The sequence below is a fragment of the Methylobacterium sp. SD274 genome, assembly GCF_017355285.1.
Classification (GTDB): Bacteria; Pseudomonadota; Alphaproteobacteria; order Rhizobiales; family Beijerinckiaceae; genus Methylobacterium.
On the sequence record NZ_JADIJP010000002.1, the window covers coordinates 96,060 to 112,620 of the forward strand.

18 protein-coding genes are annotated in these 16,561 nt (G+C 65.8%); 10 read left to right on the top strand and 8 right to left on the bottom strand.

Features of this window, described 5'->3' with window-relative positions:
• Positions 1 to 2: 2 nt before the first annotated feature.
• From IPV08_RS02200 to IPV08_RS02225, 6 genes are all read right to left on the bottom strand, one after another.
• Complete coding sequence (locus tag IPV08_RS02200; protein WP_207410534.1) at positions 3 to 386, bottom strand: hypothetical protein; 384 nt, start codon at positions 384 to 386, stop codon at positions 3 to 5.
• 12 nt (positions 387 to 398) lie between these two features.
• Positions 399 to 2,408: a BON domain-containing protein gene (locus IPV08_RS02205; RefSeq protein ID WP_246747742.1), complete on the bottom strand. Its 2,010-nt coding sequence runs from the start codon at positions 2,406 to 2,408 to the stop codon at positions 399 to 401.
• 812 nt (positions 2,409 to 3,220) lie between these two features.
• Positions 3,221 to 5,035: an ATP-binding cassette domain-containing protein gene (locus IPV08_RS02210; RefSeq protein WP_207410544.1), complete on the bottom strand. Its 1,815-nt coding sequence runs from the start codon at positions 5,033 to 5,035 to the stop codon at positions 3,221 to 3,223.
• Between the two features lie 57 nt (positions 5,036 to 5,092).
• Complete coding sequence (locus IPV08_RS02215) at positions 5,093 to 5,323, bottom strand: hypothetical protein (protein ID WP_056162480.1); 231 nt, start codon at positions 5,321 to 5,323, stop codon at positions 5,093 to 5,095.
• A gap of 82 nt (positions 5,324 to 5,405) precedes the next feature.
• Positions 5,406 to 5,723, bottom strand: coding sequence for a polyhydroxyalkanoic acid system family protein (locus IPV08_RS02220; RefSeq protein WP_027172816.1), 318 nt, complete (start codon positions 5,721 to 5,723; stop codon positions 5,406 to 5,408).
• A 213-nt stretch (positions 5,724 to 5,936) separates the two neighbouring features.
• On the bottom strand, positions 5,937 to 6,242 hold the full coding sequence (locus IPV08_RS02225; protein WP_018044485.1) for a septal ring lytic transglycosylase RlpA family protein: 306 nt from the start codon (positions 6,240 to 6,242) through the stop codon (positions 5,937 to 5,939).
• Between the two features lie 646 nt (positions 6,243 to 6,888).
• Between IPV08_RS02225 and IPV08_RS02230 the strand changes: the two genes are divergently transcribed.
• A complete protein-coding gene (locus tag IPV08_RS02230) occupies positions 6,889 to 8,082 on the top strand; it encodes a site-specific DNA-methyltransferase (RefSeq protein WP_281435311.1) in 1,194 nt (397 codons plus the stop codon).
• 67 nt (positions 8,083 to 8,149) lie between these two features.
• Here the strand turns inward: IPV08_RS02230 and mutY are convergent, their stop codons facing one another.
• Positions 8,150 to 9,475 carry an A/G-specific adenine glycosylase gene (gene mutY, locus IPV08_RS02235; RefSeq protein ID WP_246747757.1) on the bottom strand — a complete coding sequence of 442 codons (1,326 nt, stop codon included), beginning with the start codon at positions 9,473 to 9,475 and terminating at the stop codon, positions 8,150 to 8,152.
• Between the two features lie 136 nt (positions 9,476 to 9,611).
• On the opposite strand from mutY, the gene IPV08_RS02240 reads away from it, so the two are divergent.
• The 9 genes from IPV08_RS02240 to IPV08_RS02280 all read left to right on the top strand — a co-directional run bounded on the left by IPV08_RS02240 (position 9,612) and on the right by IPV08_RS02280 (position 15,735).
• Positions 9,612 to 10,103: a DciA family protein gene (locus IPV08_RS02240; protein WP_056430444.1), complete on the top strand. Its 492-nt coding sequence runs from the start codon at positions 9,612 to 9,614 to the stop codon at positions 10,101 to 10,103.
• A gap of 130 nt (positions 10,104 to 10,233) precedes the next feature.
• Entirely contained in the window at positions 10,234 to 10,887 is a 654-nt protein-coding gene (locus IPV08_RS02245; protein WP_056430592.1) for a DsbA family protein, read from the top strand.
• A 204-nt stretch (positions 10,888 to 11,091) separates the two neighbouring features.
• The gene (locus IPV08_RS24405; RefSeq protein ID WP_207410550.1) at positions 11,092 to 11,487 is read left to right on the top strand and encodes an AtpZ/AtpI family protein; all 396 of its coding nucleotides are present in this window, start codon (positions 11,092 to 11,094) and stop codon (positions 11,485 to 11,487) included.
• Positions 11,488 to 11,569: 82 nt separating this feature from the next.
• Complete coding sequence (locus IPV08_RS02255) at positions 11,570 to 12,325, top strand: F0F1 ATP synthase subunit A (RefSeq protein ID WP_018044492.1); 756 nt, start codon at positions 11,570 to 11,572, stop codon at positions 12,323 to 12,325.
• 90 nt (positions 12,326 to 12,415) lie between these two features.
• The gene (locus IPV08_RS02260; RefSeq protein ID WP_018044493.1) at positions 12,416 to 12,643 is read left to right on the top strand and encodes a F0F1 ATP synthase subunit C; all 228 of its coding nucleotides are present in this window, start codon (positions 12,416 to 12,418) and stop codon (positions 12,641 to 12,643) included.
• A gap of 106 nt (positions 12,644 to 12,749) precedes the next feature.
• A complete protein-coding gene (locus IPV08_RS02265; RefSeq protein WP_207410551.1) occupies positions 12,750 to 13,313 on the top strand; it encodes a F0F1 ATP synthase subunit B' in 564 nt (187 codons plus the stop codon).
• A 72-nt stretch (positions 13,314 to 13,385) separates the two neighbouring features.
• Positions 13,386 to 13,871, top strand: a complete 486-nt coding sequence (locus tag IPV08_RS02270; RefSeq protein ID WP_207410765.1) for an ATP F0F1 synthase subunit B — start codon at positions 13,386 to 13,388, stop codon at positions 13,869 to 13,871.
• Between the two features lie 149 nt (positions 13,872 to 14,020).
• A complete protein-coding gene (locus IPV08_RS02275; protein WP_207410552.1) occupies positions 14,021 to 14,947 on the top strand; it encodes an ABC transporter ATP-binding protein in 927 nt (308 codons plus the stop codon).
• A 26-nt stretch (positions 14,948 to 14,973) separates the two neighbouring features.
• Positions 14,974 to 15,735, top strand: a complete 762-nt coding sequence (locus IPV08_RS02280; RefSeq protein ID WP_207410766.1) for an ABC transporter permease — start codon at positions 14,974 to 14,976, stop codon at positions 15,733 to 15,735.
• A gap of 6 nt (positions 15,736 to 15,741) precedes the next feature.
• On the opposite strand, the gene IPV08_RS02285 is transcribed toward IPV08_RS02280, so the two are convergent.
• Positions 15,742 to 16,506, bottom strand: coding sequence for an alpha/beta hydrolase (locus tag IPV08_RS02285; protein ID WP_207410553.1), 765 nt, complete (start codon positions 16,504 to 16,506; stop codon positions 15,742 to 15,744).
• Positions 16,507 to 16,561: the final 55 nt, after the last annotated feature.

The following is a 16,561-nucleotide window of genomic DNA, read 5'->3' on the forward strand; positions in this document are numbered from 1 at the left end:
CCTCACCCCGAAGCTTTCCCACGAAGCTTCCGCTCGGCACTGGCAGCCGGTCGAGGCGACGAGGCGAGGCGGTCGGGGGAGCCGCTGACACCGTCGAGGCCCGACACCCTCGGCGATGGACGCGCCAGCCTCGCCAGGGCTCCGGTTCCGGCGCCGACGATATAGGCCGTCAGGTTCAGCGCCGCGCTCTCCACCCAGAAGCCCGGGCGGCCCGGTACGATCCCGCTGAAAGCGAGCCCAGCGAGCGCAACGGCCCCGGATCCGAGTCCGAGCCCGATGGCGGTCGAAAGCCGGTCGCGTGGCGGTCCGAAATGCCATCCGATGGCGGTGCCCAGCGCGAAGCTGGCGGCCAGCGCGGGCCAGAGAATCGTCAACAGCAGAAGCATCGGGACGATCTCTCAGGAGCGCAGGGCGAGGCCGACGCCCTGCCCGGTGGCATTGGCGCGACCGGCGGGCGCGGCGACGATCCTGTCCGCCGGGATGCCGGCTTGGAGCAGATACTCGACGATCACAAGCGCTCGCTGTCGAGCCATGTCGGGTTCCGGCTCCGCCGGTTTCGCCTCTTTCGGGGCCTCCGTCTTGGCATCCTTCTCCTTCGCCGCCTTGTCGCCGGTCGCCTTGTCCTTGCCGTCCTTCGCCGGAGCCGGTTTGGGATCGGCGGGCTTCACCGGGGGCTTGTCGGTCTTCGCGACCACCGGCTTCGAGGCCTTGTCGGCGTCCCGAGCCTTCCCCGAATCGACGGAAGAGGTGTTCTCCACTCCCGCATCGAGGGCGGGTTTCGGTGCGCCCGCGGCACCGGCCGGGTCGACATGCCCCGTCACCTCGATGCGCAGGCCGGTGCAGGCTTTCGCAGCTGAAGCCACCGCGTCGAGGGTCGGATAGAACTCCGCCTTCAGGGTGACGCTGCCGGGGGCGAAGAGCAGGCGGCGCCCCTCGATCGCGCGGTCGAACGAGCCCCGGCAGGCCGTATCCTCCATGGTCTCGCTGGCTGGCGGCTTGACCTCGGCCTGCCCCTGCCAACCGGCCGGCATCCGCCGGGAGAGGTCCATTTCGAAGCGTCCGGCACTCTCGCGGTAGAGGCTATTCCCGGAGAGCGCGAGAGTCCTGTCCGAGATGCGGATTTCGCCCGTGGCGAGCAGGGACAGCGCGCTGATGCCGGCCTCGATGGCGCCGCTGAGATTGGCCGGCGCGCCCTCCGCGATGCGGCTTTTGTCGACGATGCGTTCGCGGAAGAAGCGCGGTCGCAGCGTCGCCAGGATACGGTCGCGCGTAGCGCCGTCGGGAAGATGTCCCGTCAGCGTCACCGCATCGCTCTCACGCCGGACCATGAAGCGATAGGGCGAGAGCGGCATGGCGGCGAGATCGACAGGCCCAGCCCTGGTGCCGGACGGTCGCCCGTCGCGCAAAAGCGCGTCGATCTCGCCGATGGCCTGCCCGTCGAGGGCGGTTCCTGAGACCGACAGGCGCGAGTCGGAATAGGTAACGCTGCCGTCCTGCAACAGGGACGAAAGCTGGAAGGCGAAGCGGCCGAGCGTGGTCGGATCGATCCCATCCGCGAGACCACGGGCGGTCTGCATCCGGTCGTCCACCGTGGCGCCATCGGCGGCGTCGTCGGCCATGGCGCGGATCTCCTCGCGTGCCGTCTCCGACACGACATTACCCGAAAGGACGAGGTTGCCGCCGCGCTCGCGGGTCACCGCAAACCGGAAATCGGGGGTCGCTGCTGGCCGGATGTCGACCTTGCCCATGGTGAAGCCGGTCGGGGGATGGGCCAAGGCCTGCCTGACGGCCTCGTAATCGGCCACCGTCGATGCCTCGCCGCTGAGCGACACCGTGGTATCGGCGATGGTGGCGCTGGCGCCCGGAGCCAGCGGCTTCAGCTGTTCGAGCGCGAAGGCAGAGGCGGCGGAAAAGTCCGGCGGTGCCCCGCGCGCGGCTTTCGCCTGATCGACGATCCTGGTCTCGGAGGGAAGTTCCGGGGCGAGCTTCGCGGCAAGGGCACTCGGACCGATCTCGACAGGCCGGTTGCCGGTCAGTTCGATCCGTTCCGGGCTGGTGCGTGTCGCCGTCCAGACGAAGGGCGAGGCATCCTCGACGATCCCGATACGCCCGACCACGTGGCGCAGGCCAGGCAGGCGCTTGAGCCTGTCGAGGGCCGCGACGCGCCCGGCCTCGTCGGGCGCCTCCCCGGTGGCGATGAGGTCACGGCCGCGTACCGTCAGGCGCAGCCAGGGCTCCAACCCCGTCTCGGCCGTCGCACGCACGACCGCCCCGGCGTTGTCTTCGAGCCTCCGCTCCGCGCGGCTGGCGAGGAACGGCGTCGCGACGCCGACGATGAGCGCCAGTCCGGGCAGGCCGACGGCCCAGCCGAATTTCTGGAGCAAGGGGTAGGACGGGAGGGCGGGCAATGCGAACCTCGGGGATCGGCCGCCACCAGACACCCGCTTCGCGGCATCTTGAAGACGCCGCAGGCTCATTCCCATCGATCGCCGCCTCTTTCCTTGTCCACATGCCTTCACCCCCGCGCGCGGACAAGCGCCGGGGGCATGGCCCAGAAGAAGCCCCAAACAGGGGACGCGGGACGCCGCGGAACCCATTGAGCGCTATAAGAGTTTGCCGGTCCCCCGGCGTCCCGTCAGGCTCCGGCGTTCCCGCCGGGGCCTGTTTTGCGTCGCGGTGTCTCCAGCGGTCCTCGCGTTGCGTCGCGCCTGAGGTGGTCGTGTTGCATCCCAGCCCGGCTGTTCGAACGGACTTTGCCCCGCACGCCCTCTCGTATTGGAGGGGCCGCAAACCTCGTCATGGCAGCCCAGAACGGGGTCGGTGCCGGGGCATTTAACTCCCGACCTACCGCGCCCCCATCCGAGCCACCAGACTATCGAGCCGCCGCCCGGGGCGATGGTGACCGACACCACCGACGCAGGCACCGCCCCGCCGCCCCTTTCGGCCCACCCGGTCGGTCACCGGACAGGCCCCCTTCGCTGGGCGGCAGGTGCGGGGATATAGGCATAGAATAGGAATTTTATCAAGGAGTTTCATGTGGCGGAGAACGGTCTCGGCCATGGGACCCCTATCGGGAAGCCTCGGAGTTCTCTGGCATCCCATCGGGGGCGAAGGTCTCGTGAACGCTCCGTCTTCCCCCGGTCGAGGGGCGCGCGTCATCGAGCGGGGGAGCCCGAGCCGACACGCTCTGCCGGGCGTCCGGTGCGGAGGGCGACCCGCCTCACCCTTCCCGCTGCATCTCCAGCTCCAGCCAGCGGTCCTCGGCCGCCGAGAGGTCGGCCTCCGCCGCCGCGAGGGTCGCCGAGGCCTTCTGGAACAGGACCGGATTGCGGCTGTAGAGCTGCGGGTCGGCGAGGACGGTGCGGATCTTGGCGATCTCGGTCTGCAGCTTCGCGATTCGCTCCGGCAGGGTCTTCAGCTCGTGCTGGTCCTTGAACCCCATCTTCGTCTTGGGCGCCGGGGGCGCGGACGTGCTGACGAGGCGGCCCGGCTTCACCTTGCCGTCGGGGCGAGGCGCGGTGGCGCTTTTGCGCGCCTCGACGCCCTGGCCGCGCTGCGTCACCATGTCGGTATAGCCGCCGGCATACTCGACCCAGCGCCCCTCCCCCTCGCTGACGAGGACGCTGCCGACGACGCGGTCGAGGAAGTCACGGTCGTGGCTCACCAGGATCAGCGTGCCGGAATAATCGGACAGCATCTCCTGCAGGAGGTCGAGGGTCTCTAGGTCGAGGTCGTTGGTGGGCTCGTCGAGGACCAGGAGGTTGGCGGGCTGGGCCAGGGCTCGGGCGATGAGAAGGCGGTTGCGCTCGCCGCCGGAGAGCACCCTCACCGGGGTCCGGGCCTGTTCCGGGGCGAACAGGAAGTCCTTGAGGTAGCCGATGACGTGACGGCTCACGCCGCCGACGACTACGCTGTCACCGCTACCGCCGGTGAGCACCTCGGTGACCGTCATCGATGGGTCCAGCACAGCCCGGGCCTGGTCGAGGAGCATCATCTTGAGGTTCGTGCCCAAGGCGACGGTGCCGGAATCCGGTGCAGATTGTCCCGTGAGCAGGTTGATGAGGGTGGTCTTGCCGGCGCCGTTGGCGCCGACGATGCCGAGCCGGTCGCCACGCATCACCCGGATCGAGAGATCGTCGACGATGCGGCGCTCCCCATAGGCCTTGGCGGCATTCTTGGCCTCGATCACCAGGGCGCCGGAACTCTCCGCCTCGGTGGAGGTCATCGTCGCGGTGCCGACGGGGCGGCGGTCCTCCCGTCGATCCTTGCGCAGGGCGTGGAGGTTGCCGAGCCGCCGGACGTTGCGCTTGCGGCGCGCCGTGACGCCGTAGCGCAGCCAATGCTCCTCGTCGGCGATCTTGCGGTCGAGCTTGTGCCGGTCGCGCTCCTCCTCCTCGAAGAAGGCGTCGCGCCAGGCCTCGAAGGTGGAAAAGCCCTGCTCGATCCGCCTCGTGATGCCGCGATCGAGCCAGACGGTGGTCTTCGACAGGGCCGAGAGGAAGCGTCTGTCGTGGCTGATGAGAACGAGTGCGCCGCGCACGGACTTCAATTCCGCTTCGAGCCATTCGATGGCCGGCAGGTCGAGATGGTTGGTAGGCTCGTCGAGCAGCAGGATGTCGGGCTCGGGTGCCAGAGCCTGCGCCAGGGCCACGCGCCGCCCCTCACCGCCCGACAGGCTCGCCGGGTTCTCGGCGCCGGTCAGTCCCAGGCTCTCCAGCAGGTAGCGGGCGCGGTAGGCGTCGTCGCCATGGGTGAGACCGTGCTCGACAAAATCGAGGGTGGTGGTGAACCCCGAGAAATCCGGCTCCTGCGCAAGGTAGCGGATCGTGGTGCCGGGCTGGACGAAGCGCACGCCCTTGTCGGGCTCGATGAGCCCACAGGCAATCTTCATCAGCGTCGACTTGCCCGAGCCGTTGCGGCCGACGAGGCAAGTCCGTTCACCGGGGGATATCGCAAGGTCGGCCTGTTCGATCAGCGGAGTGCCGCCGAAAGTGAGCGCGACGTTCTGGAGGGTGAGAAGCGGGGGAGCAGCCATGATGCGGGCTTATGGCAGCGCAGCCGCTCCCGAACAAATGCGGTTTTGCCTGTGAGGCTACATCGTCGGGTTAGCCGGGCCGGTTGGCGACGGATCGGGCGAGACGGGAGCGGGGCTCGGATCGATCACGGGGATCTCCGTCGGGCTCTCGGTGGGCGCCTCGGCCGGCGTCGACGCGGGGATATCCGGCCCGGGAGCCGGCGGCGGCGTTTGGGGGGCCTCGTAGGGCGTATCGGGAACCGGAGCTTCCGGGATGGGCGCGGGATCTATCGGGCCTGGATTCGACATGGGCGGCGCCACCTGCTCGCGAAGTTTCGGGAGAGGGCTGGAAACGGGCGAGTGCCCGTTGCCGTTCCCCCGATGGCGCTCCTCAGCCCTTCTTGATCAGGAGCTGGTTGCCTTCCTTGCCGATGATCTTCTTCATCCGCTCGGCGAACAGGGCCAGCAGCATCGGCAGGCGCACTTCGATACGGACCGTCTCCGGAAGGACGTCGACCTCGCCGTCCACCTTCTGGCCCATGGCGGACATGGCGAAGTTCAGACGGTCGTCTGTCCAGGTCATGTGTTCGACATTGATTCCGGCCTTGGCGCAGGCCGCCTTCGCCTTGTCCAGCCCGCTCGAGATCCGCCGTTTCGCCTCGACGGGGCCGATCTCGTGGGGAATCTCGACGATCAGGGGCTTTGCCATGGGGGAACCATCCTCAAACACGCATCCAGCCGTCAAGATGGGGCCGATCGCCATCCATGCAACGGCAACCGGCCCCTTAGTTGATCAAGCGCGGCAGTGAAACCCGCCTTTCGCGGAATCACCATGCGGCATCAGGAGGATGAGGCATGCCGCACGTCGTCGCGACCCGGCACCGCCATCCTATGGCATGCCCATGACGTCACGGGTTCCGCGTCAGTTCACGACCTTGAGCGAGACGTAGGTCGTGCCGCCCATGCCGAGCGCTCGGGCAGAGCCTTTGGCGAGATCGATGATCCGGCCGCGCACGAAAGGCCCGCGATCGTTGATGCGCACCACCACCGAGCGGCCGTTGCGCTTGTTCTCGACCCGGACACGGGTGCCGAACGGCAGGCTGCGATGGGCGGCGGTCATCCCGTTCGGATTGAAGCGCTCGCCATTCGCGGTCTTGCGACCGCTACCGTACCAGGAGGCCGCGCCGGATTGGGCTGCGGCCGGTGCACTGAGTGCGGCGAGAGACATGGCGGTTCCAATAGCGGCAGCGGTCCAACGAACAGGCTTCATATTCATCCGCATTCCCTTTGTTGTTGCAGAGGCTGCGGAACATAGAGCCAATGAAGGCTGAAATGAGATCAGTAGAATGTGGCAAGACCTGCCTTCATTAGCCTTCGACGGTCTCAGGATGTGTGAATAAAATCTAAAGACATTGCAAATCGGGCGTGCGCTGAAATTCTATATTGAGAGCGGATGGAGGCGGTCGTTGACAGGTCTGGTCCCGTTCTCCAACTCCGTCACGGCCCCTGCCACATTGATGGCGAGACATCGCCGTAACCCGGCGTGCGGTGCATGGGAGGCGCGCGTCGCCCGTGACCCTGACGATTCCGGAATGGCTGCCGATGGGGTGCGCGTGGGCTGAAAGCATCCGCGACGGGCCCGGACGAAGTTCCAAGTCGAACTCCAGATCAGCTGGTTGATATACGTTCGCCTGTGATTTCATGGTGAACGGATGGTTAAATTTATCAAGCAAGAGATGAAAATTCGTTAGTATTGGAGCGGGTAGGCAAAATCTGCAGCCCCAAATCGAGACGCATTGTCTACACCCCGGCAACCTGCCCTTTACGTTAACGGCCCCATGGTCTGCCGGTCAGTCGCGTAACCGGTGTTTGCCATGGCTTCCCTGCGTACCGCGGTTGCCGACACCGTCGCCCGGAAAAGTGTCTCGCGTACCGGGCGACTCGTGTCGGCGCCGCGGATGGGTCTCGTACCCGCCGCCCAGCGTCTCCCTCTCGACGAAATCCTCGTCGGGGATTGCATCGCCGCCATGAACGCCCTTCCGGCGGCAAGCGTCGACTGTGTCTTTGCCGACCCGCCCTACAATCTCCAACTCGGGGACGGCTCGCTGTTGCGGCCCGACCAGAGCCGGGTCGACGCCGTCGACGACGCCTGGGACCAGTTCTCGAGCTTCGCAGCCTATGACGAGTTCACCCGTGCCTGGCTCACCGCTGCCCGCCGGGTGATGAAGCCGAACGCGACCCTCTGGGTCATCGGCTCCTACCACAACATTTTTCGCGTCGGTTCGGTGCTTCAGGACCTCGGGTTCTGGATCCTCAACGACATCGTCTGGCGGAAAGCCAACCCGATGCCGAACTTCCGCGGCAAGCGCTTCACCAATGCCCACGAAACCCTGATCTGGGCTTCCCGCTCGGCGGAATCGAAGGGCTACACCTTCCATTACGAGGCGCTGAAGGGCGGTAACGACGACGTCCAGATGCGTTCGGACTGGTTCATCCCGCTCTGCACCGGCGATGAGCGCCTGAAAGGCGCCGACGGCCAGAAGGTCCACCCGACCCAGAAGCCCGAGGCCCTGCTCGCCCGGACCCTGCTCTCGGCGACGAATGCCGGCGACGTGGTGCTCGACCCGTTCTTCGGCACGGGCACCACCGGGGCCGTCGCCAAGCGGCTCGGCCGGCGCTTCATCGGCATCGAGCGGGAGACGGTCTATGCCGAGGCGGCCCGCGCCCGGATCGACGCCGTGGAGCCCCTGTCCAAGGCCGCCCTCCTCGTCGCCCCGACCAAGCGGGCCGAGCCACGCGTCGCCTTCCTCAGCGTGATCGAGGCCGGCCATATCCGCGCGGGTGAGATCCTCACCGATGCGCGCGGTCGCCACGAAGCCGTGGTGCGTCCCGATGGGACGCTGATGGTCGGGCCGGCCATGGGCTCGATCCACAAGATCGGCGCCCTCGTTCAGGGCTTCCCCTCCTGCAATGGGTGGGATTTCTGGCACGCCAAGCGTGACGGAAAACTGGTTCTGATCGACGTGTTCCGGGGCCGGATGCGGGCCGCGATGGGGCCGGCCGCCTAGCTCTCTCAAAGGTGAGAGGATCGGACGCGAGCCGACTTCTCCCGCAGGGTGAGGGTTCGCGCTCGTCCTATCTAGGACGCGTTTTTGGCCTGCCGCGCTTGCGCGGCGCCACAGGCGGGGGCGATTCCTCCGGCTCGTTGAAAAACCCCTCCCCGTCCTCGATCGGCGGCTTTACCACCTCGCGCGGCACCGGCTTGGGCACTGGGCGAAAGCTCGGGCGCGGCTCGGGCGGCGGAGCCTCGACTTCTGCGAAGAGTGGCGTGTCCTGGACCGCCCGCATGGCCTTCGGCCGTCCGCGCTTCACGGCCTCGGGCTTCGGATCGAACGCATGGGCCAGCACCTTTTTCATGACGCCGGGCAACGGTTCCTCTTCGAGGTCGCGTCTGGGCGTGAAGCGCATGCCGGCCGGTGCCTTCGTGGCGAGGCCGACGCGGGCGACGAAGACGGTCAGTCCCAACGGGAAATGCGTGAAGACGTGGCGCACCACGCCCGGCAGCCGCTTCCATCGCGCGTCCAGCGGAGCGTCGAGCAGGGCCTGGGCGACGTCGTAACCGCTTTCCCATGCGCTGGTCGGAGGCTCCGCCATGGCACCGAGCAGCCCCTCGGGAGGGCGGGTCCGTAGCAATACGGCCTCGTCGCCGCTCCGGATCGCCACGAACGCGGCGCCATAGCGCTCGACGCCCTTCGTTTTCTTGATCTTGCGTGGAAACGTTTCCTGCAGCCCCAGGGTGCGGGCCTCGCAGGGGGCCATCCAGGGGCAGAGGGCGCAGGCCGGTCGCTTCGGCGTACAGATGGTCGAACCAAGATCCATGAGACTCTGGGCGAAGTCACCGGGCCGCTGCGCCGGGACGAGGCTCTGGGTCAGCCGCCGGATCTCGGGACGCGCGGCGGGGATCGGCGTCTCAATTGCGAAGAGCCGGGTCACCACCCGCTCGACATTGCCGTCCACTGCCGCTTCCTGCCTGTCGAAGGCGATGGCCGCGATAGCGCCGGCCGTATAGGCGCCGATGCCGGGCAGCTTGCGCAAGCCGTCGAGCGTGTCGGGAAAGGCGCCGGCTTCCACGACCGCCTTGGCGCAGGCATGGAGGTTGCGGGCGCGGGAGTAATAGCCGAGGCCGGCCCAAGCCGACATGACGCTCTCCTCCGGCGCCGCCGCGAGGGCCTCCACGGAGGGGAAGCGTTCCAAGAAGCGCAGGAAGTACGGTTTGACCGCCGCGATCGTGGTCTGTTGCAGCATCACCTCGGACAGCCAGACCCGATAGGCGTCCGGAGCTTCCCCCGGCAGGGCGCGCCAAGGGAGGACGCGGCGATGCCGGTCGTACCATGAAAGGAGATCGGCGGCCTGCGGGCCTCCAACAGAAGAACCGGTCGCTGCCGTGAAGTCCGGTGACATGAAATCCCGCGACATGAGATCCGGCGTGTTGGGCGCCCGTCCATACAGGGTGGCGGCGAACGATCAAAGCATTCGAAAGCCGGCGCCGTTCGGGCTATCATGCGGCGTCCGCCCGCATCGGAAACTCTCGGAGCTCATGGCCCGCATCAAACCCCTCGCCGAGCTGATCGAGACCTGTATCGGACCGGCTTTCGCCGCGCAGGGGTTCGCCTCCACCGATATCCTCGCGGCCTGGCCCGATATCGTCGGCGAGCGCCTCGCCCGTTTCTGTCAGCCTTCGAAGCTCGAATGGCCGCGCCGTGCCAAGCGGGAGGAGCAGGGCCGGCCGGATCCAGGCACGCTCGTGGTGCGGGTGGAGGGCGTCTTCGCCCTGGAATTGCAGCATCTGGCTCCCGTGGTGATCCAGCGCATCAACGCCCATTATGGCTGGGCCTGCATCGGCAAGCTCGTCCTCAAGCAGGGGCGCGTTCATCAAGCCGTTCGCAAGCGGGTCGTGCCGCCCCTCGATCCGGTGAAGCGCGGCGAAGTCGCCCTCGCCGTGTCGTCCATCGGCGACGACGCGTTGCGTGACGCCCTCGATAGGCTCGGCGTGGCGATCGTGGCCTCCTCACCACCGCAATCTCGCTGAATCTCACTTCCGACACCATCCGTGTCGCGGCGCATGGAAGCGGGACCGCAGGTCCCGTCTTGTCAGATTGTTCGCGGGTCTCTACCGCAAGCCGCATGGATCGGATCTTCGAGCGGAGCCCGTCGACATCATGATCACCCGTCGCGACACCTTGAAACTCACCGGCATGGCGATCGGCGCGGCTGCGCTCCTGCCCCGGCTGACCCTCGACGCCTTCGCCCAGGATGCGAACCTCGCTTCCCTGATGGAGCCCGGCCCCCTCGGTGACGTGTGGCTGGGGCCGAAGGACGCCAAGGTCACGATCATCGAATATGCCTCGATGACCTGCTCGCACTGTGCCGCGTTTCACAAGAACACTTGGCCGGCTTTGAAGGAGCGCTACGTCGACACCGGCAAGGTCCGTTTCACGCTGCGAGAGTTTCCGCTCGATCCTCTGGCGACCGCGGCCTTCATGCTGGCCCGCTGCGACGGCGACGCGAAATACTATCCCATCACCGATCTGCTGTTCGACCAGCAGCAGGGCTGGGCCTACGTGCAGAAGCCGCAATCGCCGGTGGATGCCTTGGAGCAGATGTTGCGGCAAGCCGGATTCTCGAAGGAGAAATTCGAGACCTGTCTCAAGGATCAGAAGCTCTACGCTGCCGTGAACGCGGTGAAGCAGAAGGGGCTGGACACCTTCAAAGTCGACTCGACGCCGACCTTTTTCATCAACGGCGAGCGCTTCAAGGGCGAGATGACGATCGACGGGATGGAGAAGGTCATCAAGCCGATTCTGGGTGCCTGAGACCGAAGCTTGGCCTCCGATTGCCCTTCATGCACGGGGCGCATCGTTCAGGATCGTCGCAAGGGCCTGTTTATCTATATTTTACAGGAACTTAAGGCCCATTCGGCGCGCCTTGACACTCAAGATAGGCGAAACTATGGTGCGCCGCGCTTGACGGGGTTTTCAGGCCGGTTCCCTCCACTCTCGCCAATGTGAGTTTTCGCCGTGAGCGGTAACGACGCAGGGGACGGGAATGGAGACGGACGGCAGAAGCCGGACGAGGATCTCTCGGCGAGACTAAAGCATCTCGAGAAGCGGATCGAGGAGAAGCGGCCCGCCGCTCCTTCCCGCCCCTCGTCGGGTGCCGGTGGCTCCAACGGGGCGTCATCCTTGGGCCTGGCGATGCGACTCTCCACGGAGTTCATCGCCGGTGTCCTCGCCGGAGGCATTCTCGGCTGGTTGTGCGATCAGTTTCTGGGGACGAAGCCCTGGGGTCTGATCGTTCTGCTCATGCTGGGCTTCGCAACCGGCGTCTATAACGTCATGCGTGTCTCGGGCTCGCTCTCGAGGCCGGCCGCGAAAAACGCGGTCGACAAGAACCAGGATCGGGAACGGTCCTGATCGGCGAATTTTGCCGCTTTCGAGCGGTCCTGAGGCAAAGCGGGCATCTCGCCCGCTCGTGGACAGAAGGACGGTAGCGGCAATGGCCGTAAAGATGGATCCGATCCACCAGTTCGAGCTCAAGCCGCTCGTATCCTTCGGTCATATCGGCAATCAGGAAATCGCGTTCACCCAGTCGGCGCTGTACATGTTTGCCGCCGTCGGGATCATCGCGCTGATCACGATCGTGGCGACGGCGCAGCGCTCGGTGGTGCCGGGCCGGATGCAGTCCGTGGCCGAGGTGTTCTACGAGTTCATCGGCTCGACCCTCCGTCAGTCGGCCGGGCACGGGTCCGAGCGGTTCATGCCGCTGATCTTCTCCCTGTTCATGTTCGTCCTCGTCCTGAACATGTTCGGCATGATCCCCTATGCGTTCGCCGTGACAAGCCACATCATCGTGACTTTCGCGCTGGCGCTCCTCGTGATCACCACCGTCATCGTCTACGGCTTCATGGCCCACGGCACGAAGTTCCTGAAGGTGTTCGTGCCCTCTGGCGTGCCGGGCTGGCTGATGCCGATGATCGTCGCCATCGAGATCGTCTCCTTCGTCTCGCGGCCGATCAGCCTCGCGGTGCGTCTCTTCGCCAACGTGCTCGCCGGCCACATCGCCCTCAAGATCTTCGCGGGCTTCGTTCCGGCGCTTCTCGCCGCGGGCGCCTGGGGTGCGATCTCTCCGCTGCCGCTGGCTCTCAGCGTCGCGGTGACGGCCCTCGAGTTCCTCGTCGCCGGTCTGCAGGCCTACGTCTTCGCGACGCTCGCCTCGATCTACCTCAGCGACGCCCTCCACCCCGGCCACTAGGCCCCGGCGGTATCCCCTTCCGTCCCCGGTCCGCGGTTGCGGCCGGATTTCTCTCCACGCAACGAACGAACCGACACCAGGAGCAATTTGATGGATCCCTTAGCCGCTAAGTACATCGGTGCCGGCCTCGCCTGCCTCGGAATGGCGGGTGCCGCCATCGGCCTCGGCAATCTCTTCGGCCAGTTCTACGCCGGTGCCCTTCGCAACCCGTCGGCCGCTGACGGCCAGCGCGGCAACCTGCTCCTCGGCTTCGCGCTGACGGAAGCGCTCGGCATCTTCTCGCTGCTCGTCGCGCTGCTCCTCCTGTTCGCCGTCTAAGATCGACGACGTTCGTCGATCCGAGAGCAGACCCGGACCGGGCGCCCCACTCCCCTGGATGCGCGCCCGGTCCTCATTCACGAACTTACTTTGAGCGAAGGACGTCATGGCTCAGCCGGCCCATCCGACCGCAACCCATGAAGGCATCATGGCATCGCCCGCGTCCGAACATGGCGGCGGCTTTCCGCCGTTCGAAAGCCATACTTTTCTCTCGCAGCTGATCTGGCTCGCACTGGCCTTCGGCCTGCTCTATTACCTGATGGACAAGGTGGCCCTGCCCCGCATCCAGGCGATCCTGCACGACCGTGCCACGCGCCTCTCGTCCGATCTCGACGAGGCCCAGCGCATGAAGTCCGAGGCCGAGGCAGCCGGAGCCGCCTACGAGAAGTCGCTGGCCGATGCCCAGGCGAAGGCCCGCACCATCGCAACCGAGACCCGCGCTGCCTTGAGCTCCGAGGCTGAAGCCCGTCGCAAGACGCTCGAGGCCGAGCTCAACGACCGGATCGCCGCCTCCGAAGCCACGATTCGCACCCGCACCGCCGAAGCCATGGGCAGCGTTCGCTCCATCGCCGGCGAAACGGCCTCCGCCATCGTCGAGCGCCTCACCGGGACGGCTCCCGACCAGGCCAGCCTCGATACCGCATTGAACCGCGTCGCCATCCCGCACTGAGTGCGCCTGCAGCAGACGTGACCGGTCCGGCCCTGCCCTGCCGGACGCCAACGAAATAGGACGACGAGAATGTTGTTGGATGCCGAGTTCTGGGTCGCCGTCGCCTTCGTCCTGTTCATGGGCGTCGTGTGGAAGGTCGGCGGCTTCGCTCAGATCACCAAGGCCCTCGACACCCGCGGCCGCCGCGTTCGCTCCGAACTCGACGAGGCCCGCCGCCTGCGCGAGGAGGCTGCCACGGTGCTGGCCGACTACAAGAAGCGCCGCAGCCAGGCTGAGTCCGAAGCCGAAGCGATTGTTGCCGGAGCCCGCGAAGAGGCCCAGCGCATCGCCGACGAAGGCCACGCCCGTCTGAACGAGTTCATTGCTCGCCGCACCAAGTCGGCCGAGACCAAGATTGCCCAGGCCGAGGTTCAGGCGACCGCGCAGGTTCGCGCCGCCGCCGCCGATGCTGCCGTAAAGGTGTCCGAGGTGATCCTGCGGGAGCGCCTCCGGGGCGATGCGGCTCTATCGCTCGTCCGCTCCAGCCTGGACGAGGTTAAGGGGCGCCTTCAGGCCTGAGTGTCACCTCCATCGACGTTCGGAGAAAGCCGCCGCAAGGCGGCTTTTTTGTTCTCCGGCGTGCCGCTTCACACTCGTCCGCGGCACCCGTCTCCATGGTATGGCAGCGCCGTTAGTCGCTCCGAAGAAAAATAATCCACGGAGATTCGATGCCGCCTATCATCTCCATCGCGGGCTTGTCCAAAGTCTACGCATCGGGTCTCCATGCCCTGAAGGATATCGACCTCGATATCGCTAGGGGTGAAATCTTCGCCCTGCTCGGCCCCAACGGTGCCGGTAAGACGACACTGATCAGCATCGTCTGCGGACTCGTCCGGGCAAGCGGCGGCACCGTTACGGTGGACGGCCACGACATCGCAAAAGACTACCGTAATGCGCGAAGAGCCATCGGCCTCGTGCCGCAGGAGCTCACTACGGACGCGTTCGAGACGGTTTGGGCGACAACGAGTTTCAGCCGGGGGCTGTTCGGTATGAAGGCCGACCCTGGTCATATCGAGCGGGTGCTGCGTGACCTGTCGCTGTGGGACAAGAAGGACAGCCGCATCATGACGCTGTCCGGTGGCATGAAGCGGCGCGTACTCATCGCCAAGGCCCTCAGCCACGAGCCGCGTATCCTGTTCCTGGACGAGCCGACCGCAGGCGTAGACGTGGAACTGCGTCAGGATATGTGGCGCTTGGTGCGGAAGCTGCGTGACCAAGGCGTCACCATCATTCTCACGACGCATTACATCGACGAGGCCGAAGAGATGGCCGACCGCGTCGGCGTGATCCGAAAAGGGCAGATCATCTTGGTCGAGGAGAAGGCCGAGCTGATGCGCAAGCTCGGCAAAAAGCGGCTGACTCTGCAATTGCAAGCTCCGCTCCCTGCCCTGCCGGTCGAATTGGCCCCACACGGCCTCGCGCTATCGGCGGATGGTCAGGAGCTTGTCTACACCTACGATACCAAGGGCGAGCGCACCGGCATCACGACTTTGCTCACCGACCTCGCTGCGGCGGGAATCCCATTTCGCGATCTCTCCACGAGCCAAAGTTCCCTCGAAGACATCTTCGTCGATCTCGTGAGGGAGCAGGCATGAAGGTCGCCCCGATGAATCCGCTGGCGATGAATTGGCCGGCGATTCGCGCCATTTACCTCTTCGAAATGGCGCGTTTCTGGCGGACGGGCCTTCAGAGCATCGTTGCTCCGGTCATCGCCACCTCTCTGTATTTCGTGGTCTTCGGCGCAGCGATCGGTGCACGCATGGCTTCCGTGGATGGAGTCGCCTATGGCGCCTTCATCGTGCCAGGCCTGATCATGCTCTCTTTGCTGACGCAGAGCATCGCCAACGCATCCTTCGGCATCTACTTCCCGCGCTTTGCCGGGACGATCTACGAGATCCTGTCGGCACCGGTCTCGCCGTTGGAGATCGTGCTCGGCTATGTCGGTGCCGCGGCTTCGAAGTCGATCCTGATCGGCCTCATCATCTTGGCGACGGCGGCCCTGTTCGTACCGTTGAGGATCGAGCATCCGCTTTGGATGGTAGCGTTTCTCCTGCTGACCGCGACCACGTTCAGCCTGTTCGGTTTTTTGATCGGATTGTGGGCAGATGGGTTCGAGAAGCTGCAACTGGTGCCGCTTCTCATCGTCACGCCGCTCACCTTTCTCGGCGGCAGCTTCTATTCCATCGAGATGCTGCCGCCCTTCTGGCGGACGGTGAGTCTCGTGAACCCGGTGGTCTATCTCATCAGCGGCTTCCGCTGGAGCTTCTTCGGCACGTCCGATGTCGGGGTGGAGATCAGCCTCGCGATGACGTTGATCTTCCTCGCCCTTTGCCTTGCCAGCGTGACGTGGATCTTCCGCACCGGCTATCGGCTGAAGAGCTGATCGCCGTCACGGCCGCTCGTCGAGGAAGGCCAGAACGCCCTGCCGGTGCAGCTTGTCGCCGACAGCCGTGCTGTGATCGCGGTTGGGAAGTTCAAGGCTCTTCGCATGGGGCATGAGCGCCGCCAAAGCCGGGGCCGAGCCTGCTACAGTATCGAGGGTGCCCACCGTGACGAGCGTGGGAGCCTCGATCTGAGAGACTTCCTCCCGTGACAAGGTCTGGCGTGAGCCGCGCATACAGGCGGCGAGCGCCCGAAGGTCGCTTTTGGTCTGTTCGGCGAAGGTACGGAAGGCAGCGGCCGTGAGATTGGGCGCCTTTTCGCCAGCCGGAGCCTCCAAAGCCTCGGCGATGCCATTCGGCAAGCCCTTCCCCTCCACCAGATGCAGGCCGAGGCCCCCTAAAAGCACCGAACGCACCCGCTCCGGGTTGTCGAGTGCGAGATAGGCCGAGATCCGCGCGCCCATGGAATAACCCATGATGTCGGCGCGCTCGATACCGAGATGGTCCAGGAGCTGCCTTGTATCCTGCGCCATGATGTCGGAGCCATAGGCTTCCGGCGCGTAGAGCTTCTCGCTCTCACCATGGCCGCGATTGTCGAGAGCGACGACCCGGCGCCCCGCCTCGGACAGGGTCTTCACCCAGAATGTATTGACCCAATTCACGGAATGGTTGGAGGCGAAGCCGTGGATCAGCACGATCGGATCACCGCTGCCTCCCTTCGCCGGCACATCGATATAGGCGATGGTGGTCCCGTCGGAATCGAACGTCTGCATCGCGCTGCATGCTCCTGTCGGAAGGTCGATGGCGGCCCGAGGGCCATGCCTATTG